General features: G+C 65.5%; 27 protein-coding genes and 1 tRNA gene. 12 read left to right on the top strand and 16 right to left on the bottom strand.

Annotated elements, in window-relative coordinates; all coding sequences use genetic code 11:
• Positions 1 to 121: 121 nt before the first annotated feature.
• The 6 genes from OSH05_RS24085 to rpmH all read right to left on the bottom strand — a co-directional run bounded on the left by OSH05_RS24085 (position 122) and on the right by rpmH (position 5,195).
• A complete protein-coding gene (locus tag OSH05_RS24085) occupies positions 122 to 859 on the bottom strand; it encodes a pyrimidine 5'-nucleotidase (protein ID WP_104221100.1) in 738 nt (245 codons plus the stop codon).
• Between the two features lie 10 nt (positions 860 to 869).
• A complete protein-coding gene (argB, locus tag OSH05_RS24080) occupies positions 870 to 1,775 on the bottom strand; it encodes an acetylglutamate kinase (protein ID WP_104221099.1) in 906 nt (301 codons plus the stop codon).
• 93 nt (positions 1,776 to 1,868) lie between these two features.
• The gene (yihA, locus tag OSH05_RS24075; RefSeq protein ID WP_104221098.1) at positions 1,869 to 2,510 is read right to left on the bottom strand and encodes a ribosome biogenesis GTP-binding protein YihA/YsxC; all 642 of its coding nucleotides are present in this window, start codon (positions 2,508 to 2,510) and stop codon (positions 1,869 to 1,871) included.
• Positions 2,511 to 2,615: 105 nt separating this feature from the next.
• A complete protein-coding gene (gene yidC / locus OSH05_RS24070) occupies positions 2,616 to 4,520 on the bottom strand; it encodes a membrane protein insertase YidC (RefSeq protein WP_104221097.1) in 1,905 nt (634 codons plus the stop codon).
• The gene (gene rnpA, locus OSH05_RS24065) at positions 4,517 to 4,996 is read right to left on the bottom strand and encodes a ribonuclease P protein component (protein WP_266353045.1); all 480 of its coding nucleotides are present in this window, start codon (positions 4,994 to 4,996) and stop codon (positions 4,517 to 4,519) included. The genes yidC and rnpA overlap by 4 nt, the downstream gene beginning before the upstream one ends.
• A gap of 64 nt (positions 4,997 to 5,060) precedes the next feature.
• Positions 5,061 to 5,195 carry a 50S ribosomal protein L34 gene (gene rpmH, locus OSH05_RS24060; protein WP_104221096.1) on the bottom strand — a complete coding sequence of 45 codons (135 nt, stop codon included), beginning with the start codon at positions 5,193 to 5,195 and terminating at the stop codon, positions 5,061 to 5,063.
• Between the two features lie 263 nt (positions 5,196 to 5,458).
• On the opposite strand from rpmH, the gene OSH05_RS24055 reads away from it, so the two are divergent.
• Both OSH05_RS24055 and OSH05_RS24050 read left to right on the top strand, forming a co-directional pair.
• Positions 5,459 to 6,958, top strand: a complete 1,500-nt coding sequence (locus tag OSH05_RS24055; protein ID WP_266353044.1) for a sensor histidine kinase — start codon at positions 5,459 to 5,461, stop codon at positions 6,956 to 6,958.
• A 144-nt stretch (positions 6,959 to 7,102) separates the two neighbouring features.
• Positions 7,103 to 7,179: transfer RNA gene (locus tag OSH05_RS24050), tRNA-Arg, on the top strand.
• A gap of 65 nt (positions 7,180 to 7,244) precedes the next feature.
• On the opposite strand, the gene OSH05_RS24045 is transcribed toward OSH05_RS24050, so the two are convergent.
• On the bottom strand, positions 7,245 to 7,640 hold the full coding sequence (locus OSH05_RS24045; protein WP_104221095.1) for a winged helix-turn-helix transcriptional regulator: 396 nt from the start codon (positions 7,638 to 7,640) through the stop codon (positions 7,245 to 7,247).
• Between the two features lie 87 nt (positions 7,641 to 7,727).
• Here OSH05_RS24045 and OSH05_RS24040 point away from each other — a divergent pair, with 87 nt between their 5' ends.
• From OSH05_RS24040 to OSH05_RS24025, 4 genes are all read left to right on the top strand, one after another.
• Positions 7,728 to 8,057, top strand: a complete 330-nt coding sequence (locus tag OSH05_RS24040; RefSeq protein WP_104221094.1) for a nuclear transport factor 2 family protein — start codon at positions 7,728 to 7,730, stop codon at positions 8,055 to 8,057.
• Positions 8,054 to 8,857, top strand: a complete 804-nt coding sequence (locus tag OSH05_RS24035) for an SDR family oxidoreductase (RefSeq protein WP_104221093.1) — start codon at positions 8,054 to 8,056, stop codon at positions 8,855 to 8,857. The genes OSH05_RS24040 and OSH05_RS24035 overlap by 4 nt, the downstream gene beginning before the upstream one ends.
• 361 nt (positions 8,858 to 9,218) lie before the next feature.
• Positions 9,219 to 10,238, top strand: a complete 1,020-nt coding sequence (locus tag OSH05_RS24030; RefSeq protein ID WP_165801720.1) for an LLM class flavin-dependent oxidoreductase — start codon at positions 9,219 to 9,221, stop codon at positions 10,236 to 10,238.
• Between the two features lie 79 nt (positions 10,239 to 10,317).
• Entirely contained in the window at positions 10,318 to 10,689 is a 372-nt protein-coding gene (locus tag OSH05_RS24025) for a DoxX family protein (RefSeq protein WP_104221091.1), read from the top strand.
• Between the two features lie 22 nt (positions 10,690 to 10,711).
• Here OSH05_RS24025 and OSH05_RS24020 read toward each other — a convergent pair whose 3' ends face one another.
• From OSH05_RS24020 to ytfQ, 5 genes are all read right to left on the bottom strand, one after another.
• Positions 10,712 to 11,458: a FadR/GntR family transcriptional regulator gene (locus OSH05_RS24020; RefSeq protein WP_104221090.1), complete on the bottom strand. Its 747-nt coding sequence runs from the start codon at positions 11,456 to 11,458 to the stop codon at positions 10,712 to 10,714.
• Positions 11,459 to 11,462: 4 nt separating this feature from the next.
• The gene (gene yjfF, locus OSH05_RS24015; protein ID WP_104221089.1) at positions 11,463 to 12,440 is read right to left on the bottom strand and encodes a galactofuranose ABC transporter, permease protein YjfF; all 978 of its coding nucleotides are present in this window, start codon (positions 12,438 to 12,440) and stop codon (positions 11,463 to 11,465) included.
• Positions 12,437 to 13,438, bottom strand: coding sequence for an ABC transporter permease (locus tag OSH05_RS24010; RefSeq protein WP_104221088.1), 1,002 nt, complete (start codon positions 13,436 to 13,438; stop codon positions 12,437 to 12,439). Before OSH05_RS24010 ends, yjfF begins: the two co-directional genes overlap by 4 nt.
• A complete protein-coding gene (locus OSH05_RS24005) occupies positions 13,435 to 14,928 on the bottom strand; it encodes a sugar ABC transporter ATP-binding protein (RefSeq protein ID WP_104221087.1) in 1,494 nt (497 codons plus the stop codon). Before OSH05_RS24005 ends, OSH05_RS24010 begins: the two co-directional genes overlap by 4 nt.
• A gap of 107 nt (positions 14,929 to 15,035) precedes the next feature.
• On the bottom strand, positions 15,036 to 16,037 hold the full coding sequence (gene ytfQ, locus OSH05_RS24000) for a galactofuranose ABC transporter, galactofuranose-binding protein YtfQ (protein ID WP_104221086.1): 1,002 nt from the start codon (positions 16,035 to 16,037) through the stop codon (positions 15,036 to 15,038).
• Between the two features lie 138 nt (positions 16,038 to 16,175).
• Between ytfQ and OSH05_RS23995 the strand changes: the two genes are divergently transcribed.
• The 6 genes from OSH05_RS23995 to OSH05_RS23970 all read left to right on the top strand — a co-directional run bounded on the left by OSH05_RS23995 (position 16,176) and on the right by OSH05_RS23970 (position 21,646).
• Positions 16,176 to 17,300: a hypothetical protein gene (locus OSH05_RS23995; RefSeq protein WP_104221085.1), complete on the top strand. Its 1,125-nt coding sequence runs from the start codon at positions 16,176 to 16,178 to the stop codon at positions 17,298 to 17,300.
• 116 nt (positions 17,301 to 17,416) lie between these two features.
• Entirely contained in the window at positions 17,417 to 17,986 is a 570-nt protein-coding gene (rfbC, locus tag OSH05_RS23990; protein WP_104221084.1) for a dTDP-4-dehydrorhamnose 3,5-epimerase, read from the top strand.
• Between the two features lie 12 nt (positions 17,987 to 17,998).
• Positions 17,999 to 19,057, top strand: a complete 1,059-nt coding sequence (rfbB, locus tag OSH05_RS23985; protein ID WP_104221083.1) for a dTDP-glucose 4,6-dehydratase — start codon at positions 17,999 to 18,001, stop codon at positions 19,055 to 19,057.
• Positions 19,058 to 19,064: 7 nt separating this feature from the next.
• On the top strand, positions 19,065 to 19,946 hold the full coding sequence (rfbD, locus tag OSH05_RS23980) for a dTDP-4-dehydrorhamnose reductase (RefSeq protein ID WP_104221121.1): 882 nt from the start codon (positions 19,065 to 19,067) through the stop codon (positions 19,944 to 19,946).
• Positions 19,947 to 20,012: 66 nt separating this feature from the next.
• Entirely contained in the window at positions 20,013 to 20,708 is a 696-nt protein-coding gene (locus tag OSH05_RS23975; RefSeq protein WP_207778826.1) for a DUF707 domain-containing protein, read from the top strand.
• On the top strand, positions 20,705 to 21,646 hold the full coding sequence (locus OSH05_RS23970; protein WP_104221082.1) for a glycosyltransferase family protein: 942 nt from the start codon (positions 20,705 to 20,707) through the stop codon (positions 21,644 to 21,646). The genes OSH05_RS23975 and OSH05_RS23970 overlap by 4 nt, the downstream gene beginning before the upstream one ends.
• A gap of 61 nt (positions 21,647 to 21,707) precedes the next feature.
• Here the strand turns inward: OSH05_RS23970 and nadC are convergent, their stop codons facing one another.
• From nadC to OSH05_RS23950, 4 genes are all read right to left on the bottom strand, one after another.
• Entirely contained in the window at positions 21,708 to 22,574 is an 867-nt protein-coding gene (gene nadC, locus OSH05_RS23965; protein ID WP_104221081.1) for a carboxylating nicotinate-nucleotide diphosphorylase, read from the bottom strand.
• A gap of 3 nt (positions 22,575 to 22,577) precedes the next feature.
• Positions 22,578 to 24,116 (bottom strand): L-aspartate oxidase, encoded by a 1,539-nt coding sequence (locus OSH05_RS23960; RefSeq protein ID WP_104221080.1) that lies wholly within the window; start codon positions 24,114 to 24,116, stop codon positions 22,578 to 22,580.
• On the bottom strand, positions 24,116 to 25,099 hold the full coding sequence (nadA, locus tag OSH05_RS23955; protein WP_104221079.1) for a quinolinate synthase NadA: 984 nt from the start codon (positions 25,097 to 25,099) through the stop codon (positions 24,116 to 24,118). The genes OSH05_RS23960 and nadA overlap by 1 nt, the downstream gene beginning before the upstream one ends.
• 62 nt (positions 25,100 to 25,161) lie before the next feature.
• A complete protein-coding gene (locus OSH05_RS23950; RefSeq protein ID WP_104221078.1) occupies positions 25,162 to 26,115 on the bottom strand; it encodes an NUDIX hydrolase in 954 nt (317 codons plus the stop codon).
• Between the last annotated feature and the right edge of the window lie 364 nt (positions 26,116 to 26,479).

The raw sequence follows: 26,479 nt of genomic DNA, 5'->3' as shown, positions 1-26,479 counted from the left end.
TGGCGCCGATGTGTTCGGCCGGGCGATCGCCGGCCCACGCCGCGATTGCAGGCGCAGCAGCGCGCGGACGCATGGACTGTCCCGAGGCGCGACCCGCGACGAACGCCTGGCGGGGCCGGCCTCAGGCCGCCGGAATGCCGCTCAGAACCGTCTCCAGGAACACGCCGAGATCGTCCGTCAGATGGTCGATATGGGCGCCTTCGCTGCCTTCGGTTTCCCAGGTCTCGGCGAGGACTTCCTCGGTGCCGCGCGGGACGATCAGGACGGTCGCCATGCCCAGCGCCTTCGGCACTTCGAGATTGCGGGCGAGGTCCTCGAACATGGCGGCCGAGGTCGGGTCGATCGCGTTTTCGCTGAGGAAGCGGGCATAGGTGTCGGGATGCGGCTTCGGTAGGAGGTCGGCACGGACGATGTCGAAAATGTCCTCGAACTCGGGTCCGAGACCGAGGCGCGCCATCACCTTCTCGGCGTGCAGTCTCGAACCGTTGGTGAAGATGAAGCGCCGGCCCGGCAGGCGCGCAATGGCGCTCGCCAGGCGCGGATCGGCTTCGACCGGCGAATGGTCGATGTCATGGACATATTCGAGGAAGTCGTCCGGGGTGATGCCGTGCTCGACGATCAGGCCGCGCAGCGTCGTGCCGTAGCGGCGATAATAGTCGCGCTGAAGCAATTGCGCGTCCTCGGATGGAAGGTCCAGCAGCCGCTGGACATAGTCGCGGATGCGAACATCCACCTGCGCGAACAGGTTCGTGTGGCGCGGATAGAGGGTGTTGTCGAGGTCGAAGATCCAGCTGCGCACATCGGCGAAGCGGGAGAGATCCGGCTGGTCGGCGAGCGTCGCGGGTGCGCTATGGTTCATCTCGGCCCTGTCAGCGCTTAATCAGCGTGCCGGCACCGCTTTCGGTGAAGAGTTCCAGCAGCACCGCATGCGGAGTCTTGCCGTCGAGGATGACGACGCCTTCGACGCCGCGGTCCAGCGCCTCGATGCAGGTCTCGACCTTCGGGATCATGCCGCCGGAGATGGTGCCGTCCGCGATCATGGCGCGGGCCTCGTCCACCGTCAGCTCCTTGATCAGCTGCTTGTCGCGACCGAGAACCCCGGGGACGTCGGTGAGAAACAGGAGGCGCGTGGCATGCAGCGCGCCGGCAATGGCGCCAGCGAAAGTGTCGGCGTTGACATTGTAGGTCTCGCCATCCTCGCCGGCGCAGACCGGCGCCAGGACGGGGATGATCTCGGACTTCGCCAGCACTTCGAGCACTTCGGTGCGCACGGTCTTCGGCTCGCCGACAAAGCCAAGGTCGATGATTTTCTCGATGTTCGAATCGGGGTCGACGATGCGGCGCTTCAGCGGCGTGACGGTGACCATGTTGCCGTCCTTGCCGGTCAACCCAATCGCGCGACCGCCAGCTTCGGTGATCGTCTGCACGATCTCCTTGTTGATCGAACCGGCCAGAACCATCTCGACGATCTCGACCGTCGCCTTGTCGGTGATTCGCATGCCGCCGGCCCATTCCGACTTGATGCCGAGGCGGGAGAGCATAGCGTTGATCTGCGGCCCGCCGCCATGGACGACGACCGGGTTGAGCCCGGCGAGCTTCAGGAGGGTGATGTCCTCGGCGAAGGCCTTGCCGAGCTCTTCCGAGCCCATGGCATTGCCGCCGAACTTCACCACGACCGTCTTCTCGTCGTAGCGCAGCATATAGGGCAGTGCGGTGGCGATGAGCTGCGCCGTGAGCACCGGATCGGTGCCGGCTGCGATGTCGGTCTCGGTCATGGAGCGTCTCCGATAGGGCAGGGCTCTATAACGAGTCTCGCATGGCGGAACAATGACGACGACGAGGTCTTCAAGCGGCGAGGAAGCCGGGCGCTAGCCCGCCAGCGCGACGATCTCGGCCTTCAGCAGGTCCATGCCCTCTCCGGTCTCGGAGGAGGTGGCGAGCGTCACCGGATGGGCGGCCGGGCGGCGGGCGATCTTGGCGATCGTATCGGCCTGGACCTTGTCGATCTCGCCGGTCCGCAGCTTATCGACCTTGGTCAGAACGATCTGGTAGGAAACGGCCGTCTCGTCGAGCAGGTTCAGAGTCTCGAGGTCGTTGGCTTTGAGGCCATGGCGAGAATCGATCAGCACATAGACGCGGCGCAGGCTGACGCGGCCGCGCAGATAGGCGCGGATCAGCTTGTTCCATGCTTCAACCAGCTTCTTCGGCGCCTCGGCATAGCCATAGCCCGGCATGTCGACGATCCAGAGGCCGCTATCGGCCGTGAAGAAGTTCAGTTCCTGGGTGCGTCCCGGCGTGTTCGACGTCCGCGCCAGGCCGCTGCGGCCGGTGAGCGCGTTGATCAGCGACGACTTGCCGACATTGGATCGGCCGGCAAAGGCGACTTCGGCGTCGCCGATCGGCGGCAGTGCCTCGACCGTGGGGGCGCTCAGCACAAAGCGCCATGGCCTTGCGAAAAAGAGGCGGCCGGCCTCGATCCGGTCGAGCTCTTCCTGCGTAATCTCGGGCATCGGGTTCTCCGTGCTGCGGGCCTTCTGGGCTCGCAGCCTTGTCGTCATGCGGCCTCGCCGGACCAGGGCTTGGTCAGACCAAGGCTTGGTCAGACAGCGTCTTGGTCAGCTCTTGGCCTTGGGCGGGGTCGACTTCGTCCCTGGCTTCGTCGGCGGCTTGGCCGATGGCTTCGGATTGGCGTTGGCCGCCGCCGGCAATTTCGCCGCCGGAGCCGGCTCACCGTCCTTCGGCTTCTTCTTGAAACTCGACAGGATGTTGCCAATGAGGTTCACGTCGACGCCCTGACGACGCATGATCACATATTGCTGGGTGACCGAAAGCGTGTTGTTCCACGACCAGTAGATCACCAGGCCGGCCGGGAACGAGCCGAGCATGAAGGTGAAGATCACCGGCATCCAGTTGAAGATGACCTGCTGCGCCGGATCGGCGGGCGCCGGATTGAGGCGCATCTGCACCCACATGGTGACGCCCATGATCAGCGGCCAGATTCCGATCATCAGGAGATGCGGCGGCGACCAGGGGATCAGGCCGAACAGCGTGAAGAGGTTGGTCGGATCGGGCGCCGAAAGGTCGTGAATCCAGCCGAAGAACGGCGCGTGGCGCATCTCGATGGTGATGAAGATCACCTTGTAGAGCGAGAAGAAAACCGGGATCTGGATCGCCACCGGCCAGCAGCCGGCGAGCGGGTTGATCTTCTCGCGCTTGTAGAGCGCCATCAGCTCCTGCTGCTGCTTCACCTTGTCGTCGGCAAAGCGCTCGCGCAGGGCCGCCATTTCGGGCTGCACCTTCTTCATCGCGCTCATCGACTTGTAGGACTTGTTGGCGAGCGGGAAGAACACGGCCTTGACGATGACCGTGACGAGCAGGATTGCGATGCCGAAATTGCCGAAGAACTTGTAGAAATAGTCCATCAGGTAAAAGAGCGGCTTGGTGAAGAACCAGAACCAGCCCCAGTCGATCAGCAGGTCGAAGCGGTCGATCTTGAGATTGTCGCGGTAGCCGTCGAGGATCGAGACCTGCTTGGCGCCGGCGAAGATGAGGTTCTCGACCGCGCCGGTAGCGCCCGCCGCGATCGTCAGCGGCTGGCCCTTGAAATCGCTCTGATAGAGCGGAACGGCGCCATCGACATGCTTGAACTGAACGTCGACCGCGCCCTCGCCGCGCGGGATGACTGCGGTTGCCCAGTACTTGTCGGTGATGCCCAGCCAGCCGCCTTTGACGCCGGTGAAGTTCTGCGGCGGCTCGCCGCGCAGCTTCTTGTAGGTCACCTCCTGGAGGTGCTGGTCGCCCATCCAGCCGATCAGGCCCTCATGCAGGATGTAATAGCCGCCGACGACCGGCTCGCCGAGGCGCGTGACACGGCCATAGGGTGCGAGTTCAACCGTCTTGCCGGTGGCATTCAACACCTCGTCGCGCGACGTGAACATGTAGCTCGGATCAACCGAGATCGTACGCTTAAAGGTGAGGCCAGCACCATTGTCCCAGGTCAGCACGACCGGCGTGGTCGACGTCAGCTTGGCGTCAGCCGATGCAGTCCAGAGCGTATCGGCGCCCGGCACCTTGGTGCCGTCGGCCGGTGGTACCCAGCCGAGTTCAGCAAAATAGCCGTCGGCTGCGCTCGCTGGCGACAGCAGGATGATGGTGGGGCTGCTCGGATCGACGGTGACGCGATAATCATTCAGACGAAGATCGTCGAGACGGCCGCCTTTCAGATTGATCGAACCCGAGACCGACCTCGTCTCGATGGCGACGCGCGGCGTCGAGGCGATCGCGGCCTCGCGCGTCATCAGCGTGCCGTCGGCGGGGGCCGCGGGAGCCGAGCCTGCGGTCGTGCCAGCGGCGGCCGGCGCACCTGCAGCCGTGGTAGCGCCCGGTGTCGCCGACTGCGTCACGGCCGTCGTCGCCGGCTTGTTTTTCGCCATCTGCGGACCGGCGATGAAATATTGCCAGCCGAAGACCACCGCAATCGACAGGACGACGGCGAGGATCAGGTTGCGATTGTCGGTCATCGGGCGGAACTCTCGGGGGTGGGGTCGCTCGAGCCCGGGTCGCGGGCGATATCGATCCGGTCACCGGCTTGCGCCGTCCGGTCGCGTTGGGTGGCAGGCGAACGCCGATTGGCCCCGCCGCGGAGCGCGGCAAGGCCAGAGACAAGATCGCCAAGGAGGGATTCGAAAGGCTGCGACAGCGCAGCGCGGCGGCCGACCAGCACGTAATCCGCCCCCGGCTCGGCATGCTCGGCGCCGGCGAGGCGGACGGCCTCGCGAAGGCGCCGGCGAATGCGGTTGCGCTCGGGGGAATTGCCGGTCTTCTTGGTGACGGTGAAGCCGAAGCGCGCGGCGTCGGTGCCGCGGCGTTGCTTGCCCATCTGCAAGAGAAAGCCGCGCCGGGGAGCCCTGGCTCCGCCGGCGACGGCGACAAATTCGGCGCGCTGCTTCAAGCGCTGCATGGTCTTGGTCCGATCCATGGCTTCGCTTGAATCCATGGGTGTCTTCGCTTGATCCATGGCTAGCCTTTCAAGGCGCCGGCCGACCTCGTTCGTCGGCGGATCAGGCCGTGAGCTTCTTGCGGCCCTGGGCGCGGCGGGCCGCGATGACCTTGCGGCCGCCGACAGTCGCCATGCGGGCGCGGAAGCCGTGGCGGCGGGTGCGAACGAGCTTGCTTGGCTGGTAAGTACGCTTCATGGGTCGTCACCGCCTGGGGCGGCCCTCAATCTTCTTATCGGTTTCAACGGTCGGAGAACCGAACCCCAGCGCGCGGCCAGACATGCCAATGCATGCGCAGACCTCAGCATGCGCAAAAGCGTGCTCTCGTCGTGCCCGGCTTATACGGACAGGCTCCGCCCAAGTCAACGCGGCTCTGGCCATCTGAACCGCGCCAAATTTGACGATTCCGCCCTTGCCGGGGCATGATGGGCGGATAGAGGCGACGAACCGCGGGGCGAGCCTTGAGCGAGGGCCGACCATTGGACGGCGGCGCGGGCGCGGCGGCCTCGGCGGTGATCCATAGCACCGCCCGGCGTACCGGGCCGAGCCTTTCCGTCAAGCTGATCCTCCTGACCGTCCTCTTCGTGATGGCGACCGGGATCGCCGGCCTTGTGCCTTCCATCGCCGCCTTCCGCCTGCGCTTCCTCGAAGACCGTATCGCGACCGCGCAGGCCGCGAGCGTGCTGCTCGATTCGGACGCCTGGCGCGACGTGTCGCAGGCGACGCAGGACGAATTGCTGCGTTCTGTCGGCGCGACCGCGATCGTGCTGCATACGGGCCCGGCAACCCGGCTGCTTGCCGCGGCCGACATGCCACAGGCGGTCGACGGCATCGTCGATCTCGCCAGTTCGAACACGCTGAACTCGATCGGCGCCGCCTTTGAGACCATCCTCGCCGCCGAGCCGCGAATGCTCAGGGTGCTCGGTCCGGTGCATGAGGGCGCCAGCCTTGAACTCGTCATCAGCGATCGGCCCTTGCGGGCGGCGCTTCTGCGCTTTGCCGGCAATATCTTGATACTCTCGGCGGCGATTTCTATCATCGCGGCGATCCCGATCTTCATCAGCCTTCAGCGGCTCTTCGTCCGGCCGATGCGGCAGCTCTCGGCGGCGATCATGCGCTTTGCCGAGGATCCGGAAGACAAGAGCCGCATCATCGCGCCGAGCGGGCGGGCCGACGAGATCGGTGTCGCCGAGACGGATCTGGCCGCCATGCAGAGCCAGCTCTCCGACATGCTGGCCGAGAAGCGCCATCTCGCCGATCTCGGCCTTGCCGTTTCCAAGGTCAACCACGACCTCCGCAACCTTCTTGCCGCCGCGCAACTCTTCTCCGACCGCATCGCCGCGCTGCCCGACCCGGCCGTGCAGCGATTCGCGCCGAAGCTGATCGTGACGCTGGGCCGGGCCATCGACTATTGCCAGACAACGCTCGCCTATGGCCGGGCGCGCGAGCGCGAGCCGGCGCGCCGGCTCGTTGCCTTGACGCGCGTCGCCCGCGACGTTGTCGAAGTGCTGGGCCTCGATCAGCACGCGACGATCGGCTGCGCCGTGGAGGTGCCGCCCGGTTTCGAAATCGATGCCGACCCGGACCAACTCTTCCGCGTGCTGCTCAATCTGTGCCGCAACGCGATGCAGGCGATGGAAGGTGATGGCGATCCGGCGATCATCCGCCGCATCGCCATCGAGGCGGAGCGGCAGGGGACGGTTGCCATCCTGCGCGTGCGCGATACCGGTCCCGGCGTGCCGGAACGAGCCAAGGCGAGCCTGTTCCAGGCGTTCCAGGGTGGCGTCAGGCCCGGCGGCACCGGCCTCGGCCTCGCCATCGCCGCGGAGATCATCCGCGCCCATGGCGGCCAGATCGGGCTCGTTGAGATGGTGGGTCCCGGCGCCGTCTTCGAGATATCGATTCCCGATCGTCCGGTCGCCCTCGACCGCGCGAGGCATGCGCGGGCTCAAGCCAGCTGAGTTTTCCACCGCCAGGCAGCCCGGAATTTCCGCGCTTGCAATCGGTTGGATGAGCGGCTAGCTATACGCCGCCGTCGCCCGAAAGAGCGGCCGGCAGCGTTCTAACGCGGTCCAAACCCCGCCAAACGAACGCCGAAAAGGCAGGCGCCCGTAGCTCAGCTGGATAGAGCACCAGACTACGAATCTGGGGGTCAGGAGTTCGAATCTCTTCGGGCGCGCCATTTCTCCAATATCGCTTCCACATCGATATCTCTTGTTGCCAATGGCAAGGCTGAAAGCCCGAGAGTCAGGGGCTCCGTTGGCCGACAGGGGGTTCGTCGGGACGGCTGGCTGCCCAGGCGAGCAAAGCGTCAAGCGCCGGACAAAGCGCCTGCCCCCACTCGGTAAGATAATATTCCACCTTGGGCGGCACCTGATGATGAACGATGCGGCTGACGACTCCGTCCTTTTCCATCTGGCGTAGCTGCTGAATCAGCATTTTCTGGGAGATCGCTGGAATCTCCCGCTCAAGCTCGGAAAACCGCAGGACCTTTCCTCCGAAAAGGTGGAACAGGATCACCAGCTTCCAGCGTCCCTCGAGAATACGCAGCACGTTCTCCACGCCGTCCGCCGCCGTTTTCGGCGTCGGAAACAGTTCCTTACTTGACGGTAAGTACCCTACTTTTTGGTCTGTTCTTGCCATTTTTTCAGCCTATCGCCACCTTGGTTCTGCAACAAGAGCCGCCAGCGCGGCTCGCTCGTCAAACCGAACCAAAGAAGAGACGGACGCATGCCGGCAAATCTTCCACCCCCCGTCCAGAACTACTTCTCCGGCAAGAACGCGAGAGATTTTACCGTCGCTGTGTCCGGCTTTTCCCAATCCGCAGTCGTGAAGGACGAAAGCCGCGACCATGTGGGGCCGGCCGCCATCCGGGCGTGGCTTGAGGAGACGGCCGCCCAGTATGACGATCATGCGGATGCAAGGAGCGCGGCCTCAAGCCAAAGCGGTATTGAGGTGATTGCCGAGGTGTCTGGAACCTTCCCCGGAAGCCCGATCCCTCTGCGGTTCAACTTCACCATCAAGGATGACCAGATAGTCCGCCTGGAGATCGAGCCATGACGGTCCCCGTGAAGTTTAAGGCTGATCCGACAGAATTCGCCAACAGGCGCGTTCTCGTCACGGGCGGAACGCAAGGCGCGGGCGAGGCAATTTTGCGCCGTTTCCAGGCGGCTGGGGCGCGAACCGCAACGAGTGCCAGGAACGAACCAGCCGAGGACCTTGGAGATTGTCTTTTCGTCCAGGCCGATCTTGCCACGCCGGCGGGTGTCGAGGCTTTGGCAGAGAACATCGTCGACCGGTTCGGCGGCGTGGACATCCTTGTGCATTGTCTGGGCGGGTCGAGCACGCCGGGTGGCGGGTTTATGGCCGCAACCGAGGAGTTCTGGCAGGCAAACTTGAACCTGAACCTGCTGGCCGCTGTTCGGCTCGACCGCCTGCTCGTGCCCAGGATGATCGAGGAGGGGGCGGGCGTCGTCATTCATGTGGCGTCGATCCAGCGCCGATTGCCACTCTACGAATCCACCATCCCTTATGCGGCGGCCAAGGCCGCGCTCGCCAGCTACAGCAAGTCGCTGTCGAAGGAGGTCGGCCCGAAGGGCGTGCGCGTGAACACGGTGTCGCCGGGCTGGATCATGACCTCTGCCGCGGACCGCATGATCCAGCGACTCGCGGAAAGTGGCCGCACGGACGAAGAAGCGGCACGGCAGGGCGTCATGGAGGCGCTCGGAGGCATTCCGATCGGCAGGCCTGCATGGCCGGAAGAGGTCGCGGAACTGGTGGCGTTTCTGGCGTCGGATCGCGCGGCGTCGATCCATGGCGCGGAGTATGTCATTGACGGCGGGACAATCCCGACGGTCTGACGGAAGTCACCCGACAGGAACTGTGCTTCGGAAGTAATTGCCTGCGAGTGCCCGGCCTTGCCTGCTCCGGCGCAGCATCTCTTCAATCGCTTGACCGATTTCGGCCCGGAAACTTCCCAAGGCTCCGTATCCTCTTTGCCAACCTGGTTGCGCGGGCATGGCGTTCATGCGCAGCAGCTAGCCGGCAGCGGTTCTTCTGTCTCCCGGGTTTGCCGGTGGCGTGATTCTGTGCCCAGACTGTTCACCGCTCCTCAGCCTTGCCGCTTCCGGCCCCCGACCTTAACTACGCCTTGGCCGAGAGCTCCCCTCGCTTCGGCCTTGCTGCTTTCCTTCCCTCCAGGGCGCCGGGGCGATTATGGCTTTGAAGAAGATCGGATTTCTCTCTTTCGGCCACTGGTCGCCGTCGCCGCATTCGCAGACGCGTTCGGCCGCCGATGCGCTGCTGCAGTCGATCGACCTCGCCGTTGCCGCCGAGGAACTCGGCGCGGATGGCGCCTATTTTCGCGTACATCATTTTGCCCGCCAGCTCGCTTCGCCGTTCCCGCTGCTTGCTGCCGCCGCAGCGAAGACCAGCCGGATCGAGCTCGGCACAGCCGTCATCGATATGCGCTATGAGAACCCGCTCTATATGGCCGAGGACGCCGGATCGGCGGATCTCATTGCCGGAGGTCGGCTGCAACTCGGCATCAGCCGCGGATCGCCCGAGCAGGTGATCGACGGCTGGCGTCATTTCGGCTACGCGCCGCCCGAGGGGCAGAGCGATGCCGACATGGCGCGTCGCCACACCGAAGTCTTTCTGGACGTGTTGCGCGGACAGGGCTTCGCGCAGCCCAATCCACGGCCGATGTTTGCCAATCCGCCCGGCCTGCTGCGCGTCGAGCCGCATTCTGAAGGGCTGCGCGAGCGGATCTGGTGGGGCGCTGCCACCGATGCGACGGCCCAATGGGCGGCCAAGCTCGGCATGAACCTGCAGAGTTCGACCCTCAAATTCGACGAGACGGGCGAGCCGTTCCATATCCAGCAGGCGAAGCAGATTCGCGCGTACAGGGCCGCCTGGAAGGAGGCCGGCCACAAGCGCGAGCCGCGCGTTTCCGTCAGCCGGTCCATCTTCGCGCTGATCGATGATCGCGACCGAGCCTATTTCGGCGGCCGGCCGGACGAGGACAAGTTCGGCTTCATCGAAGCCGATACAAGGGCGGTCTTCGGCCGTTCCTATGCCGCCGAGCCCGATCAACTCATCGAGGAATTGAAAGGCGACGAGGCGATCGCCGAGGCCGATACGCTGTTGCTGACCGTCCCGAACCAGCTCGGCGTCGAGTACAACGCCCATGTCATCGAGGCGATCCTGAAGCACGTTGCGCCGGCGCTTGGCTGGCGCTGAAGCCCGGTCAGGTCGGGCTTGCCTCCCTCTTTCCTCCGCCCCGGCGATCCGCTAGGCAGGATGGAAAGAGGGGGAGTTCATGACGACTGCCGAAACGTTGATTCTCGCCGGCCGGGTGATCCTCGGCCTGTTCTTCGTCATCGCCGCGATCCGCAATTTCCTGCATTTCTCGGAACGAGTCGCGATGGATCACAATTATGGCGGCAAGCTGCCAGCCTTCGTGACGGCGATCGGCTTCGCGGCGCAGCTGGTTGGCGGTCTCTCAGTCACGTTCGGCATCCTGCCGGCCTGGGGCGCGGCACTACTGATCGCGTTCCTTGTCGCGGCGACTGCGCTCTTCCATAATTTCCTGCTGTTCAAGGGCGAGGCGCAGCTGCCACATCTGTATTTCACGCTCGTGAATGCGGCGCTTGTCGGCTACTGCCTGATCGTGATCGGCATCAGCCTCTGATCTCGGACAACTGGCGGAGCGCTCAGCCGCGTCGCCGCCGCGCCTCCAGCGTCGCCGTCTCCAGTGCCAGAACGCTGCGCAACTGCGCGTCGGCTGCCCCTGCATCGCCCGCTTCGACGGCGGTGACGAGCTGCTGCATTTCAGTCGTCTGGCGGCCTCGCACCGCCGTCTCGTCCGCCTCGCCGGCAGCAACGGCCACGAGGGCGAGGGTCAGTTCGATCAGGCCGACGGCGGAGCGCAGCAGCGGATTTTCCGAAGCCTCGACGATGAGGCGGTGGATTTCCAGATTGGCGAGCGCATGGGCCTCCATGTCGGCTCGCGCCAGCTCCATCTGGTGGACCCAGTATTTCATCAGGCGGATCTGCTCGGCGGTGCGGCGGGTCGAGGCGAGATCGACGGCCCTTGCCTCGAGCGCATGGCGGATGTCGAAGAGGCCATCGACGAAGCTCGGGTCCAGCTTCGCCTCGAAATGCCAGGCGAGTACCTGCTGGTCAAAGAGGTTCCACCGGCTCCTCTGCGAGACGCGCGTGCCAACCTTGGGCCGGGCCTCGACCATGCCCTTGGCTTCGAGCGTCCGCAGCGCCTCGCGCAGCACCGTGCGAGACACGCCATAGCTTCCCATCATCTCGGCGTCGCTTGGCAGGACCGAGCCGACGGCAAAGCGGCCGGTGACGATCGCGACGCCGATCTCGTTGATGACGAAAGTATGGAAGTTCCGCGCAGCCGGCCGCCCCGTCAGCGAGCGGAGGAGGCTGCCTGCTTCACTCATCGGCTCAGGCTTTCTCGGCCGATCGGTCCCCGCGGGCCGAGGCGGCGAAGACGAGCCGCTGCAGCACGATGAAAAGGAAGAGCAGCATGCCGATCACGATCTTGGTCCACCAACTCGACAGCGTCCCGTCAAAGATGATGTAGGTCTGTACGAGGCCGAGCAGCATGACGCCGACGAAGGTGCCAAACACAAATCCATAGCCTCCGGTGAGGAGCGTTCCGCCGATCACGACGGCGCCGATCGCGTCGAGTTCGACGCCCACCGCCGCCAACGGATAGCCCGCCGAGGTATAGAGCGAGAAGACGATTCCGGCCAGACAGGCGAGCACGCTGGAGAGCATGTAGATCTGCACCGTCGTGCGGGCCACCGGCACGCCCATCAGCGAAGCGGAGACAGTATTGCCGCCCAGCGCGTAGACATAGGATCCGAATTTCGTCCGGTGCGCGAGGATGGCACCGACGATGAATGTGGCCACCATGAGCATGCCGACGAAGCTGAGCCGTCCCCCGCCCGGCAGGCGGAAATAGAGCGTCGAGATATAGCTGTAGAATTCGTGGTCGATCGGGATCGAATCCTGCGTGATCACCGAGGCGCCGCCGCGCGCGAGGAACATGCCGGCGAGCGTTACGATGAAGGATGGCATCTGCAGATAATGGATCGCCAGCCCCATCGCCGCGCCGAACAGGGCCGCGACGGCGAGCGCGATCGCGAAGGCGAAGAGCGGGTGCAGGCCGAGCGAGGAGATCATTACGGCCAGGAAGACGCCGGTGAAGCCGATCACCGCGCCGACCGAGAGGTCGATGCCGCCGGAAATGATGACGAAGGTCATCCCGACCGCCGTGATGCCGAGAAAGGCATTGTCGGTCAGGAAGTTGCCGAGTACGCGCGTCGACAGGAGGCCGGGGAACTGCATCACCGCGGCGGCATAGGCGATGAGGAAGATGACGATGGTCGCCACCAGGGGACGAAGGCTGCGGCTCATCGCGTCGCCTCGCCCTTCTTGCGGCCGATCCAGGCGGTCACATGGCCCGCCAGCGGCGATTGTATCATCAGGATCAAGGTGATCACGCCTGCTTTGACCACGAGATTGAATTCCGGCGGGAAGCCGGAGACGAGGATGCCGGTGTTCATCGCCTGGATGATCAGGGCGCCGACCACGGACATCGGGATCGAAAAGCGCCCGCCGAGCAGCGACGTGCCGCCGATCACCGCGGCGAGGATCGCGTCGAGCTCCAGCCAGAGGCCGGCATTGTTGGCGTCGGCGCCGCGAATGTCGCCCGCAACGATAATGCCGGCGATGGCGGCGCAGAGGCCGGAGAGGCCATAGACCGCGAGCAGCAGCGTCCGGCTCTTGATGCCGGCGAGCGTCGCCGCCGAGCGGTTGATGCCGACCGCCTCGATGAACAGTCCGATCGCCGTCTTGCGCACGAGGAGCGTTACCAGCACCATGAGCACAAAGGCGATCACCACCGGCATCGGGAAGCCGAACAGCGAGCCGGTGCCGATGAAGACCAGCGTCGGGTCCGAGAAGGTGACGATCGATCCGGCGGTGATGAGCTGCGCGATGCCGCGGCCGGCGACCATCAGGACCAGCGTCGCGATGATCGGCTGGATGTCGAGGATCGCGACGAGGACACCGTTCCAGAGCCCGCAGAGGAGGCCGAGAGCCAGCGCCCCGCCAATGGCGACTGGCGCGGGATAGCCGGCGACGACGAGCGTTGCGGCCACGGCGCCGGACATGGCCATTACTGCGCCGACGGAGAGGTCGACGCCCTTGGTCGCGATGACGCCGGTCATGCCGATGGCGAGGATGGCCACGGGCGCGCCACGGTTCAAGACGTCGATGAGGCTGCCGAAAAAGCGGCCGTCCTGCCATTCGATATTAAAGAAGCCCGGGAACAGAACCCAGTTGAGCACGAGCACGCCGGCAAGCGCGACCGTCTGGGTGTTCACGAAGCGGCCGATCTGGATACGGCTCATTCTGGCGCCTCCCCATGGGTCGCAATGGCTTGCACGATGACGCCGGGATTGATGTTTTCGCCGCGAAGCTCCGCCACCAGCGTTCGGTCGCGCATCACGACGACGCGGGAGGAATAGGCGACGACCTCGTCGATCTCGGAGGAGATGACGACGAGCGCCATACCGTCGTCGCGCAGGCGGTTGATGGTGCGGACGATCTCGGCATGGGCGCCGACATCGATGCCGCGTGTCGGCTCGTCGAGAATCAGGAAGGCCGGATCCGTCGCCAACCAGCGGGCCAGGATGACTTTCTGCTGGTTGCCGCCGGAGAGCAGCTTGACCGGCATGTCGAGCGAGGCGGCGCGGATGTCCATCGACTCGCCGAACTGCCCGGCAAGGTCGATCTGTTCGTCGCGGTTGAGCGCGCGGAACCAGCCGAGCTTGCCCTGCAGGGCGATGACGATGTTCTCGCGCACCGAGAGATCGCCCAGAATGCCGTCCGCCTTGCGGTCCTCGGGACAGAAGCCGAAGCCATAGGCGATCGCTTCTGGTGCCGTCTTCAGCGAGACCTCTTTGCCGTTCAGCGTCGCCGTGCCCTCGTCGGCCGGATCGATACCGAACATGACGCGGGCCATTTCGGTTCGCCCTGACCCAAGCAGGCCGGCAACGCCGATCACCTCGCCCTTGTGAATAGTGAGATCGAAGGGATGGATGCTGCGCTTCTTTCCATAGCCTTTGAACTCAAGCAGGACATCTGTGGTCGGCCGCTCGGTCTTGAGGCTGGTGGAGCCGGAGAAGGTCACGTCCTTGCCGAGCATCTTGCGGACGAGTTCGGTCCGCGTCAGTTCGTCGAGCCGGCAGGTGTCGACCAGCTTGCCATTGCGAAGGATGGTGACGCGATCGGCAAGGGCGAAGACCTGGTCGAGGAAATGGGTGATGAAGACGATGGCGAGGCCATCGCGCTTCAGATTGGCAACCACTTCGAAGAGGCGCTGGACCTCGTCGCGATCGAGGCTCGCCGTCGGTTCGTCTAGAATGAGCACCTTGCCGGAAAGCTGAACGGCTCTTGCGATGGCGACGATCTGCTGTACGGCGACGGAATGTATGCCGAGTTCGCTGGAGGGATCGATGTCGAGCCCGTAACGCTGGAGCAGAACACGTGCCTCACGGTCCATCCGTCGCCGGTCGACGAGGCCGAAGCGCGTCGGTTGATGGCCGAGAAAGAGGTTTTCCGCCACGGAACGGTTGGGGAGGAGATTGACCTCCTGATAGACTGTTCCGATGCCATAGGTCTGGGCGTGCTGCGGGCTGGTCAGCACGACTTCCTCGCCATCGACGAGAATCGTGCCAGCGCTCGGCTGATGCGCGCCGGTCAGGATCTTGATCAGGGTCGACTTGCCGGCGCCATTTTCGCCGAGCAGCGCGTGGACCTCGCCAGGCAATAGCCCGAAATCGACGTTATCGAGCGCCTTGTGGCTGCCAAAGATCTTGGAAACACCGCGCGCCTCCATCCGGAAGGCAGGTTGGTTCACCGTCTCACCCCCAAACTCACGGCCAAGACGCGAACTCCGCCGGGCTCGAACCCGGCGGAGTTCCTCTCAAGGCTTGCCGATCGACCTCAGTAACCGAGGCCCTTGCGGCGATCATACTCGCCCTGCGGATCATCCGCCGGAGTATAGAGCTTGGATTCGGTGATGATGAACTTCGGCGGGACCGTGCCATCCTTCTTGAAGGCGGCGAGCGCCTCGAAGGCCGGGCCTGCCATGTTCGGCGTCAGTTCGACCGTCGCGTTGGCCTCGCCGGCCACCATCGCGGCGAAGATGTCCGGAACGCCGTCGATCGAGACGACGAGGATATCCTTGCCGGGCTTCAGGCCGGCGTCCTTGATCGCCTGGATCGCGCCGACGGCCATGTCGTCATTGTGGGCGTAGACGGCGCAGATGGACTTGCCGCCATTCTCGGCCTTCAGGAAGCCTTCCATCACTTCCTTGCCCTTCGAGCGGGTGAAGTCGCCCGTCTGGCTGCGGATGATGGTGATGTTGGAATGGCCGGCGATCGCCTGCTCGAAGCCCTTCTTGCGGTTGATCGCAGGCGTGGAGCCGACGGTGCCCTGCAGCTCGACGACCTTGCATTCCTTGTCCTTGACCGCGCCGACCAGCCAGCCACCGGCGACCTCGCCCTCCTTGACCTGGTCGGAAGCGACCGAGGTCAGATAGAGGTCTTCCGGTCCGTCGATGCCGCGATCGAGCAGCACGACGGGGATCTTGGCTTCCTTGGCTTCGGTCAGGACATCATCCCAGCCGGTGGCGACAACCGGAGCGACCAGGATCGCGTCGACGCCCTGCGCGATGAAGCCGCGGATCGCCTTGATCTGGTTTTCCTGCTTCTGCTGCGCGTCGGCGAACTTCAGGTTGATGCCGAGCTTCTCGGCCTGCTGCTTGGTGACCGAGGTCTCGGCGGCGCGCCAGCCGGACTCGGATCCGATCTGCGAGAAGCCAACCGTCTCGGCTGCCATGGCTGCAGAAGACAAGCAGGTGGCGATGCTTGCCGCGAGGGCAAGTTTCTTCAAATAGGTCACGATTTCCTCCGTTTGCCGCGAGCGTTCCTCCCTCAGCGGCATGGGGAGTCGATATCATTAGTACTATTATATGTAAATACCGGGCCCGGCTCGCCCGGCGCCTCTGGCTGCGGGGCGGGTCTTGTTTCGTTGCCGCCAGCCATGCGCTAAGCTTCGCCCGGTAGTTCGGGGGCGTCGTCTATGCAATTGGTTGAGTTCTGGCCCTATGCGCTGATCGTGGCGTCGGGCGCCGCGTTGGCCATTGTTCTGCTGCTGCTCCTTCGCAAGCCGCCGCGTCCGAAACAGAGGCCCGCTCCCGGTCGACGGCAGGCGGTGGCCACCGAGCCGCGATCGACAGGAGATGCGCAGCGCATCGCGGCGGCATTGCGCGCGGCTTCCGCCGGCGGTGGTGGTCGTCCAGCCGAAAAAGCGGCGGCGCCGCTGATCGTCCAGCGCGCGCCAGCGGCGGGGCGAGCGGCTTTGGCCGGCGGAATGCGCGATGCCGGTTCCGCTCCTGTCGCCGCGTCCATCCGCGAATCCGAGGCGAGGCCAGCGACCCGAGCGGAGCCGAGGCGAACCGCAGATTTTGCCGCGGCAGCACGGGCAGAGGAGAGGCCTTCGGAAGCCGAAGGCCATTTCGACATTCCCTCTTTCCTCCGCCGCGAAGCCGGTCCGGCCTTGCCGGCTGCGACCGAGGCGATGCCTCCGCTCGCCGAGGCCGAGCCGCTGGCTCTCGAAAGCGGGCTCGGCCGTCTCGTCTACAATCCGCGTCCAGCGATGCGCGCGCTTGAGTCGCAGATCGTGGCCGTCAGGATCCTCCGTGATCCGGATGCTGGCGCCGCCTTGGCGCCGGCCTTTTCAAGTTTGCGAAGCCATGCTCCGGTGCGCGCGGAGGATGCATCCGGGTCCGCCTCCATCGCGGCCCAACTCTTCGGGCCGAAAGGTGTCTTTCGCATCGAGCCGCGCTCGCCGCTGCTGCAGATCCTCGATTCGCGCCGGAACGTTGCCGAATGGAGCTTCGCGGTGACGCCGCTCAAGGCAGGTTCTCATGAACTGGAACTCGTTGTCGCGGGTTGCCGTGCCGTCGGCGGCCAGATTGAGATGGAAGAACAGGAGGCGATCGGCGCGCGAATTTATGTGCGAGCGAATTGGCCCGATTTCGTCCGCCGGCTCGGACGAGGAGCCGTTGCCGCCGCCAGTGTCGCGCTCGTCACCTTGCTCGTCATCTGGCTCGTCACTCTCCGGGCGGGAGCGACGCATGATTCATCTTCCGGCTCCGGTGCCGCTTCCTCATCCTCCAAGCCGGCAAAGGTCGCCCAGCCCTAGCCGCGTCGTTCGGGGGCTCCGGGCTTTCCTTTGAGGACAGGATTGCTATAGGTGAAGCGCTTTTCCTGCCTGCGGTCTTTGCTGCCGGCCATCCAAATTACTGTTCAAGGCCGTCTATGCAGCTCACTCGACTTCCGATCGCAGATCTCGCCGTGATCGAGCCCGCCCGTTTTGGCGATGATCGCGGTTTTTTCAGCGAGGTCTTCCGGGAGGAGTGGTTCCGCCGCGAGGTCGAGGATGTTGCCCTCGTCCAGGAAAACCATTCGCTGTCGCGCCCGGCCGGCACCATCCGCGGCCTGCACTTCCAGGCGCCCGGCCATCCACAGGGCAAGCTGGTGCGCGTCGTCCGCGGTTCGATCCTCGATGTCGTCGTCGACATCCGCCGAGGCTCGCCGACCTATGGCCAGCATTGCGCTGTCGAGCTCTCGGCCGCCAATGGCCGCCAGCTCTGGTGCCCGGTCGGCTTCGCGCATGGCTTCTGCACGCTCGAGCCCGATACCGAGGTCGTCTACAAGGTCAGCGACTATTATTCCAAGGCCGATGATCGCGGACTTGCCTTCGACGATCCGGCACTTGGCATCACCTGGCCGTGCGACATCGCCTCGGCGACGCTTTCCGACAAGGACCGCCGGCAGCCGAAGCTCGCGGAACTGCCCGATTATTTCGTCTATGGCGGAAACGGCTAGAGGGAGAAGGCCATGCGCGTCATCGTCACCGGAGGGGCGGGGTTCATCGGCTCGGCGCTGGTGCGCCATCTCGTTTCCGATCTTGGCGCCGAGGTGCTCACGGTCGACAAGCTGACCTATGCTGGCAATCTTGCCTCGCTGCAGAGCATCGCCAACGCGCCGAACCATCGCTTCACCAAGCTCGACATCTGCGACGGAGCAGGGATTGCCGAGGCGTTCGAGACGTTCCGCCCGACGCATGTCATGCATCTGGCGGCAGAAAGCCATGTCGACCGCTCCATCACCGGCGCCAAGGATTTCATCGAGACCAATGTCATCGGCACCTTCACCCTGCTGGAGGCGGCGCGGCGCTATTGGGGCGGCCTCGACGGCGAGGCGAAGCGCGATTTCCGCTTCCTGCATGTCTCGACCGATGAGGTCTATGGCTCGCTCGGCGCCGACGGGCTCTTCACGGAGGAGACGCCCTATGATCCGTCTTCGCCCTATTCCTCGTCCAAGGCGGCGTCGGACCATCTCGCCATCGCCTGGCAGCGGACCTATGGCCTGCCGGTCGTCGTCTCCAATTGCTCGAACAATTACGGGCCGTATCATTTTCCCGAGAAGCTGATCCCGCTCACGATCCTGAACGCGCTCTCCGGCAAGACGCTGCCGGTCTACGGCAATGGCGCCAATGTCCGGGACTGGCTCTATGTCGAGGACCACGCCAAGGCGCTGGCGACGATCGTCACGCGCGGGGAGCCAGGCCACAAGTATAATGTCGGCGGCCGCAATGAGCGCTCCAATATCGAGGTGGTGCGGCGCATCTGCGCGATCCTCGATCAGTTGAAGCCCTCCGCCGCGCCGCATGACCGGCTGATCACCTTCGTCGCCGATCGTCCGGGCCACGATCAGCGCTATGCGATCGACGCCACCAAACTGGAGCGGTCGCTGGGCTGGCAGGCCGCGGAGACCTTCGACAGCGGTATCGAGAAGACCGTGCGCTGGTATCTAGATAATGACTGGTGGTGGCGGCCGCTGCGCGATGGCGTCTATGGCGGCGAGCGTCTTGGCGTTCTGGAAAAGACAGGCTGATTCTATGTTGCGCATGGCGGTGACCGGCCGCAGCGGTCAGGTTGCGCTCTCGCTTGCCGAGCGCGCCGAGGCTTCCGGCTTCGAACTGGTGACGCTGGCCCGGCCCGAGATTGACCTCGCCGATCCGGCCTCCGTGGAAGCGGCAGTGCTTGCCGCGGCGCCCGATGTCGTCGTCTCGGCAGCGGCCTATACGGCGGTCGACAAGGCCGAGAGCGAGGCGGATCTGGCGGCGCGCGTCAATCGCGACGGTCCGCAAGCGTTGGCGCGGGCTGCGACTCGGCTCGGCATCCCGATCGTGCATTTGTCGACCGACTACGTCTTCGACGGCACCAAGGGCTCGCCCTATATGGAGACCGATCCGACCAGCCCGCTCGGCGTCTATGGCGCGACGAAACTGGCCGGCGAGGCGGCGATCGCCTCGGTGACGCCCGACCATGCGATTCTGCGCACCTCCTGGGTCTATTCGCCCTTCGGTTCGAATTTCGTGAAGACCATGCTGCGGCTCGCCTCAACGCGCGATCGGCTGACGGTGGTTGCCGATCAATTCGGCCGGCCGAGCTATGCTCCCGATATCGCCGCCGCTGTCTTCGCCGTCGCCCGCCGGTTGATCGAGACGGAGGATGAGTCGGGACGCGGTGTGTTTCACCTGACCGGCACCGGCGACGCGAACTGGTATGAATTTGCATCCGCGATCATTGCCGGCAGCATCGCACGCGGGGGCCGTTCGGTCCAGGTCGCGCCGATCACGACTGCCGATTATCCGACGCCAGCGAAGCGGCCGGCCGATTCGCGCCTCGATTGCAGCCGGCTCGCCAGCGTTCATGGCATCGCGCTTCCGGAATGGCGCGGGTCGCTGGAGCTTTGCCTCGATCGGCTTCACGCCGGCTGAGCGATAGGCACGCGTCGCGCGAGCATGCTACGAGGGAGCCGGCCGAGGCTTGCGGGGCGGGAAGGCATGGCGACAATCCTGGTCGGCGGCGTCTATCTGACGGACAAGCCGAGCACTATCGACGATGCGGTCGCCGCCTTTTCGGCGAGCCGGCAACATACGGTAACTCAGCGCTGGATCTCGCTAGGCTCCGCGCCGCAGAGTCCGGTGGCCCATACGCTGCGCCATGTCGGCGAGCGAACGCCGAAATACCAGTTGCTGAATTCACTGTTCGGGGATGCCTCAAACTTCGACTGGATCGTCGCCTGTGACGACGATGTGGAGTTTCCGGAAGATTTTGTGGATCGTCTGATCGCACTGGCCGACCGGCATGACTTCGCCCTCTTTCAGCCCGCGCGCTCGCGCGAGAGCTATATCGACCATGCCATCACCGCGCGGATCGAAGGCATCGCCGCGCGGCGCACGCGTTTCGTCGAGATTGGTCCGGTGACCGTGCTGCGGCGCGATGCGGCTCGGCTGCTGCTCCCCTTCACCGACACCGAGGGTATGGGCTGGGGGCTCGATTTCGTCTGGCCGGCGATCGTCGAAGCGGCGGGCCTCCGGCTCGGCATCGTCGACGCGGTCCCGGTGCATCACCGTCTGCGGCCATCCGCGGTCAATTACAGCTATGCCGAGGCCGAGGCGAGCATGACGGCGGTTGTCGGCGCGGCTGGGCATCTGTCGCGGCACGAAGCCTACCGCGTGCTGGAGACCTATCCGTGAGCGCGTCGATCTCGCTGCTGCTCATCGGCGAGACGGCCGATTCGATCCGGTCGAGGCTCGCGGGCTTTGCCGGTCAGGATCCAGGGCTTGAGGTGGTGATCGTCGACCGGACGGAGGGTTTCGTTGCCGCCGGGGTCGCGGAGGAATTTGCGCAGGCGTTTCCCGTCACCGTGCTGCGGCAGGGGCCGGCAAGCCTCGCCATGGCCGGCAACCTCGCGGTCTTCGGCGCGAGCGCGCCGATCCTGCTTTTGCTCGACCCCGAGGCGACGCCGGAGTCGGGCCTCGCCGCGGCGCATGTCGCTGCCCATCGCAGGGCAAGCGAAGCCAATGCCGTGATCGGCACCGTCTCCGCGGGGTCGAGCAATGCGCTTGGCCATGCGCTGCTCGGCGACCGGCCCCGGCTCTTTTCCTTCGGATGGCGCGAGAGCACGCCGAGAATTCCCGCGCGAGGGGAGGCCTGGGGCGGCTCGGTGTCGGTCAGGCGCGACTTCCTGATCCGCCACGGCCTGTTCGATCCGCTCGGCCGGCCGGGCTTCGAGGATGTCGAGTGGGCATGGCGCCTGTGCGAGCGGCCATTGGCCCCGGTCTTTGCGCCGGAGGCTCGTATGCGGCTTACGGGCAGCGAAAGCGTTGACGACTATCTGGCGCGTGCGTTCCGCCACGGGCTGCAGGAGGATCTGCAGCGACACGGCCGGCGGCGTTCGCTCGCCGATCGTATCGGCCGCCCCGCCGACTGGCTGAACCGGCGGAAAATGCGCACCGTGGGTGCCACCGCCCTCTTTGCTGCCGCGCGCCAGGCAGAAGCGGAACGGCCTGGCTCGCCGATGGCGGTGCGAGCACTCCTCACTGCGCTTTTTGCCGCTTGGCGCGAGGGTCGCAGCGATGCGATCCGCCGGCAGACAGACGCGGCGAGGTCATCGCTGTCACCCGGCGACTGAGCTTCATTCACCGCCGGAAGGCAGGCAAGAAACGTCGACGTCGGACAAGCGGCGCCCGACCTCAGTCCGCGAAGTCGAGCCCGATGTCGAGGATCGGCGCGCTGTGCGTCAGCCAGCCGACCGAGATCAGATCGACGCCGGTCGCGGCGATCGCCGGGGCGCTTGCGGGGGTGACGCGGCCCGACGCCTCGGTCAGCGCCCGGCCACCGACCATGGCAACCGCTTCGCGTAACTGGTCGAGCGACATATTGTCGAGCAGCACGGCATCGACGCCGAGTGGCAGCGCTTCCGCAAGCTGCTCCAGCGTGTCGACCTCGACCTCGATCTTGACCAGATGGCCGACGCCGGCCTTGGCGCGCTCGATGGCAATGGCGACGCCGCCGGCCATGGCGATGTGGTTGTCCTTGATGAGAACGGCATCGTCGAGTCCAAAGCGATGATTGCCGCCGCCGCCGGCGCGGACCGCATATTTCTCGACCGCGCGGAGGCCCGGCGTCGTCTTGCGGGTGCAGACAATCGTCGCGCGCTCGTGGCGGATGGCTTCCGCGAGTGCCGATGTGGCCGAGGCGATGCCGCTGAGGCGGCTCAGAAAGTTGAGCGCCACGCGTTCACCCGTCAGAATACCGCGTGCAGGACCGGAGATGCGCGCGACGACGTCTCCCGGCGCGACGGGGTCGCCGTCCCGCTTTTCGCGATGGAACTCGATGGCCGGGTCTATCAGACGAAAGGCAAGCGCCGCGAGGTCGAGGCCGGCGATGGTGCCGGTCTGGCGCGCGGCGAGGACGGTCGTCGCCCGTTGGTCGGACGGCACGATAGAGTCTGTGGTGATGTCCCCGGCGCGGCCGAGATCTTCCAGCAGCGCGGCGCGGACCAGCGGTTCGATCAGGATGGCGGGCAGGGGGGCGAGCTGCGTTTGCGAAAGGGCCATGATTCAGGCGCTCCGGGCGAGGGGAGGGGAGGCAGGCAGCAGCGCGGCGCTGGCGAGCGCCGCGGCCAGAGTCGTCACGGAGCTCGCGGCGATCGGCGCATGGAGCGGAAAATCGCTGCGGAAATGCGCGCCGCGACTTTCCTCTCGCGCCAGCGCCGAGGTCACGATCATCAAGGCGACGATGGCCGGATCGCTGGCCGGCCCGCCCTCCGTCACAAACGGGGCGAGAGCATCCAGCGCGGCCAGCATCCGGCCGCGATCGCGCACCACGCCGGCGCCGCGCGAGAGGATCGGCTGCACGAGCGCCGGATCGGCGGCTCCGATCGGGGAGATCTCGCCGCCGCCGCGATGTTGGACCGCCGCGACTCCAGTCATGCTTGCGGCGACGTTCATCGCCATCGCTGCGGCTTCCAGCAACGAATTGCTGGCGAGGCGGTTGGCGCCGTGCAGTCCGGTCGAGGCGACCTCGCCCGCCGCCCAGAGGCCCTGCACGGAGCTGCGGCCCTCGGCGTCCACGCGGATGCCGCCCATGTGGTAATGCGCCGCGGGCCGGATCGGGATCGGCTGGCTGGCCGGGTCGAATCCCTCAGCGCGGCAGAGAGCATCGATCGCGGGAAAGCGGCGGGCGAAGCCGCTTGGCGGGGCACGGCGCGCGTCGAGAAACACCGTGTGGCCGGCCGACATATGCCGCCAGACGGCGCGGGCGACAACATCGCGGGGGGCGAGTTCTGCTCCCGGCTCGCCGGCCAGGAAGCGTTCGCCGGCCTCGTCGACCAGAACCGCGCCCTCGCCGCGCACCGCCTCGCTGATCAGCTTCATCGGCCGGCTGGTGCCGTCGAGCGCGGTCGGGTGGAACTGGATGAATTCGAGATCGCAGAGTTCCGCTCCTGCCCGCGCGGCCATGGCGAGACCCTGGCCGAAGGAGCCACGCGGATTGGTCGAGCGCTCGAACAGGCCGCCGATGCCGCCGGTCGCCATCACGACGCGGTTGGTCGCGATCCGAAAGGCGCGTTCGCCCATGGCGACATCGATGCCCGCGATGCGGCCATCCTCCATGACGAGCCGGCGAGCTTCGGCGCCTTCGAGGACGCGGATCGACGTCGTCATCCGCGCGGCTGCTACAATCGCGCGCATGATCTCGCTGCCGGTCGCGTCACCGGCAGCGTGCACGATCCGCCTGCGGCCATGCGCCGCCTCGAGGCCGAGAGCCAGTGTTCCGTCCGCATTACGGTCGAAGCGGACTCCGAGTGCGGCGAGACGTTCGATCGTCACCGGTCCCGCCTCGATGATGTGCCGTGCAGCGGCTTTGTCACAAAGTCCGTCGCCGGCGAGAAGTGTATCGGCGAGATGCAACTCGGGCGCATCGTCCGGCCCGACGGCGGCGGCAACGCCGCCCTGCGCCCAGCCGCTCGAAGTCCCGTCGCCGAGCGGTCCGGCCGAGAGGACGATGGCCGGAGCCGGTGCGAGACACAGCGCCGTCATCAGGCCGGCGAGACCGGCACCGACGATGACGGGAAGGCCGTTTAGGCCGTCTATGTCCATCACCGCACCTCCAGCATGCGCTCGACGGCGCGGCGGGCGCGGTCCGCGAGTTTCGGATCGACCTGGACCTCGTGGCGGTTCTGCTCCAGCGCGTCGCGAATGTTGCCGAGCGTGATCCGCTTCATGTGCGGACAGAGATTGCAGGGGCGAATGAAGTCGAGTTCAGGGTGCTGGACTGCGACATTGTCGCTCATCGAGCATTCGGTCAGCAGCACGACCCGAGGCGGCTTCCGCGTGCCGACATAATCCGACATCGCAGCCGTCGAGCCGGCGAAATCGGCTTCGGCGAGCACATCGGGCGGGCATTCGGGGTGCGCGAGGACGACGACGCCCGGATGATCCGCGCGTAGCTGGCGCACTTCGGCGGCCGTGAAGAGCTCATGCACTTCGCAATGCCCGGCCCAGGAGATGATCTCGACATCGGTCTCCGCCGCGATGTTCCGGGCGAGATATTCGTCGGGGATCATGATCACGCGCGGCACGCCGAGCGATTCGACCACGGCACGGGCGTTGCCCGACGTGCAGCAGATGTCGGATTCAGCCTTCACCGCCGCCGAAGTGTTGACATAGGTGATGATCGGCACGCCGGGATAGCGTTGGCGCAGAAGGCGAACATCGGCGGGCGTGATCGAGTCGGCGAGCGAGCAGCCGGCCTCCCTATCGGGGATCAGCACCGTCTTGGACGGGTTCAGCAGCTTTGCGGTCTCAGCCATGAAATGGACGCCCGCGAGCACGATGACATCGGCATCGACGTTCATGGCCATGCGGGCCAGCGCCAGGCTGTCGCCGACAATGTCGGCGACGCCGTGGAAGATCTCTGGCGTCTGGTAATTATGAGCGAGGATGACGGCGTTCCGCTCGCGCTTCAGGCGGAGAATCGCGTCGACATCGTCGGCGAAGACCGGCCATTCAAAGGGCGGGATGACCCGCTTCACGCGCTCATAGATCGGTGCGGTCCGCGCCAGCACCTCGGTCGATCCCATAGCCATCTTATACTCCATCTGAGCATATCATAGGCATATACTTAAACGGAGCATAAGGTCTGTCAAGACCGTGTGAGCGGCAATTTCGTTCCGGCGGCAGCGCGTTCGGCCAGCACCTGGTGGCGGAAACGATAGAGGCGGGCCGGGCGGCCCCCGGTTTCCGAGGTGGTGGCGCCGGTTTCCTCGACGAGTTCCTGCTGTTCGACGAGCCTGCGGAAATTCTGCTTGTGCACGAGGAGGCCGGCGAGTGCCTCGACGCTTCTCTGCAGTTGGTAGAGCGTGAAGGCCGGCTGCATCAGTTCGAAGACGACGGGGCGGTATTTGATCTTGGCGCGCAGGCGGGCGATTCCCGTGGCGAGGATGCGGCGATGGTCGCCCGCCATGGGTCGGCCGGCGACGAAATTGTCCTTGGCCGCCTCGCGGGCTTCCGGAACCAGCCCGGCCTCATAGAGCAACTCGTATCGCTGCAGCACGAGTTCCTCGTTCCAGGGCGCTCCATCGAGACCGAAATGAATCGCGGCGCGCTGGAGCCGTTCGCGCTGGGCTGCCTCCGTCGGGGCATATCCGGACCAGCGTGCCAGCGCCGGGCCGATCGCCTCCCTGAGGATGGCCGGAACACCGGAGCGCCGATCCTCCCAGGGAAAATAATCATACCAGCCGCGCCAGCCGGCGCCGGCCTCGTCCGGTACGTCGTTCTCCCGTGTGAGGCCGAGATAGCTGATCGCGATGGTGCGCCGGCCGGCTTCTCCGCCGGCGCGGTCGCGGTCGGCGAAGGTATAGAGCTGTTCGACATAGCCGAGCGGATGATGGGTCTGCCGCTCGACCCAGGCTCGCAGTCCCGACTGCAGGGAACGATGGCCGGTCTCAAATGGACCTGAGGGGAGGGCGCGGCCCCCTTCCAGTGTCATCACGCGTGGCTCGCCCTCGGTAACGGCAACAAGGACGGCGACGAGATCGACCGCGGCATTGGCCGGCTCGTGAGCTTCCTGCGGGGTCGGGACTGCCGATCGGGCCATGCGATATGCCTCCGCCCACGCCGCCTAGCGCGCGGGATGTTCCGGCGGATTATTTCAGACGGGCCTTTCTATGCAATGGCGAGGCGGTCCGGACGCCTGGCGGATCGCGGGAAAGGCGTCCGATGGGACGTTGAAGCGAGGGAAGGCAGGCGCGATATCTGCGTCGGCTATCGAATGGCAGTCCGGATTGCGACGCAGCCGGCGAACGAAAAATCATCATCCACCCGTTGAAAGCGCTGAATTCCGCGCCCTTTCGCCCATCGATTATGCAAAGCCGGGTCGGTTATCCACAGAGCGGCGGACGAAGTTTCATCGAGGCCGCGAAATCGATGTTGACACCAGGCCGGCCTGCCCGTAGAAACCA

This window comes from Kaistia algarum (assembly GCF_026343945.1).
Taxonomy (GTDB): Bacteria; Pseudomonadota; Alphaproteobacteria; order Rhizobiales; family Kaistiaceae; genus Kaistia; species Kaistia algarum.
Note: the sequence above shows the minus strand (reverse complement) of the source record. Positions and strands in the feature narration are given on the sequence as shown.

Bases quoted from the DNA above. Each gene is read 5' to 3' on its own strand.
- OSH05_RS23975 (WP_207778826.1), top strand. From the start codon at position 20,013: ATGGCGACAATCCTGGTCGGCGGCGTCTATCTGACGGACAAGCCGAGC.
- OSH05_RS23995 (WP_104221085.1), top strand. From the start codon at position 16,176: ATGCAATTGGTTGAGTTCTGGCCCTATGCGCTGATCGTGGCGTCGGGC.
- OSH05_RS24010 (WP_104221088.1), bottom strand. From the start codon at position 13,438: ATGAGCCGTATCCAGATCGGCCGCTTCGTGAACACCCAGACGGTCGCG.
- yjfF (WP_104221089.1), bottom strand. From the start codon at position 12,440: ATGAGCCGCAGCCTTCGTCCCCTGGTGGCGACCATCGTCATCTTCCTC.
- OSH05_RS23950 (WP_104221078.1), bottom strand. From the start codon at position 26,115: ATGGCCCGATCGGCAGTCCCGACCCCGCAGGAAGCTCACGAGCCGGCC.
- OSH05_RS24035 (WP_104221093.1), top strand. From the start codon at position 8,054: ATGACGGTCCCCGTGAAGTTTAAGGCTGATCCGACAGAATTCGCCAAC.
- OSH05_RS24025 (WP_104221091.1), top strand. From the start codon at position 10,318: ATGACGACTGCCGAAACGTTGATTCTCGCCGGCCGGGTGATCCTCGGC.
- argB (WP_104221099.1), bottom strand. From the start codon at position 1,775: ATGACCGAGACCGACATCGCAGCCGGCACCGATCCGGTGCTCACGGCG.
- OSH05_RS24085 (WP_104221100.1), bottom strand. From the start codon at position 859: ATGAACCATAGCGCACCCGCGACGCTCGCCGACCAGCCGGATCTCTCC.
- nadC (WP_104221081.1), bottom strand. From the start codon at position 22,574: ATGGCCCTTTCGCAAACGCAGCTCGCCCCCCTGCCCGCCATCCTGATC.
- OSH05_RS24005 (WP_104221087.1), bottom strand. From the start codon at position 14,928: ATGGAGGCGCGCGGTGTTTCCAAGATCTTTGGCAGCCACAAGGCGCTC.
- rpmH (WP_104221096.1), bottom strand. From the start codon at position 5,195: ATGAAGCGTACTTACCAGCCAAGCAAGCTCGTTCGCACCCGCCGCCAC.
- rfbB (WP_104221083.1), top strand. From the start codon at position 17,999: ATGCGCGTCATCGTCACCGGAGGGGCGGGGTTCATCGGCTCGGCGCTG.
- OSH05_RS23960 (WP_104221080.1), bottom strand. From the start codon at position 24,116: ATGGACATAGACGGCCTAAACGGCCTTCCCGTCATCGTCGGTGCCGGT.
- rnpA (WP_266353045.1), bottom strand. From the start codon at position 4,996: ATGGATTCAAGCGAAGCCATGGATCGGACCAAGACCATGCAGCGCTTG.
- OSH05_RS24020 (WP_104221090.1), bottom strand. From the start codon at position 11,458: ATGAGTGAAGCAGGCAGCCTCCTCCGCTCGCTGACGGGGCGGCCGGCT.
- yidC (WP_104221097.1), bottom strand. From the start codon at position 4,520: ATGACCGACAATCGCAACCTGATCCTCGCCGTCGTCCTGTCGATTGCG.
- nadA (WP_104221079.1), bottom strand. From the start codon at position 25,099: ATGGGATCGACCGAGGTGCTGGCGCGGACCGCACCGATCTATGAGCGC.
- ytfQ (WP_104221086.1), bottom strand. From the start codon at position 16,037: ATGCCGCTGAGGGAGGAACGCTCGCGGCAAACGGAGGAAATCGTGACC.
- OSH05_RS24045 (WP_104221095.1), bottom strand. From the start codon at position 7,640: ATGGCAAGAACAGACCAAAAAGTAGGGTACTTACCGTCAAGTAAGGAA.
- yihA (WP_104221098.1), bottom strand. From the start codon at position 2,510: ATGCCCGAGATTACGCAGGAAGAGCTCGACCGGATCGAGGCCGGCCGC.
- rfbC (WP_104221084.1), top strand. From the start codon at position 17,417: ATGCAGCTCACTCGACTTCCGATCGCAGATCTCGCCGTGATCGAGCCC.
- OSH05_RS24040 (WP_104221094.1), top strand. From the start codon at position 7,728: ATGCCGGCAAATCTTCCACCCCCCGTCCAGAACTACTTCTCCGGCAAG.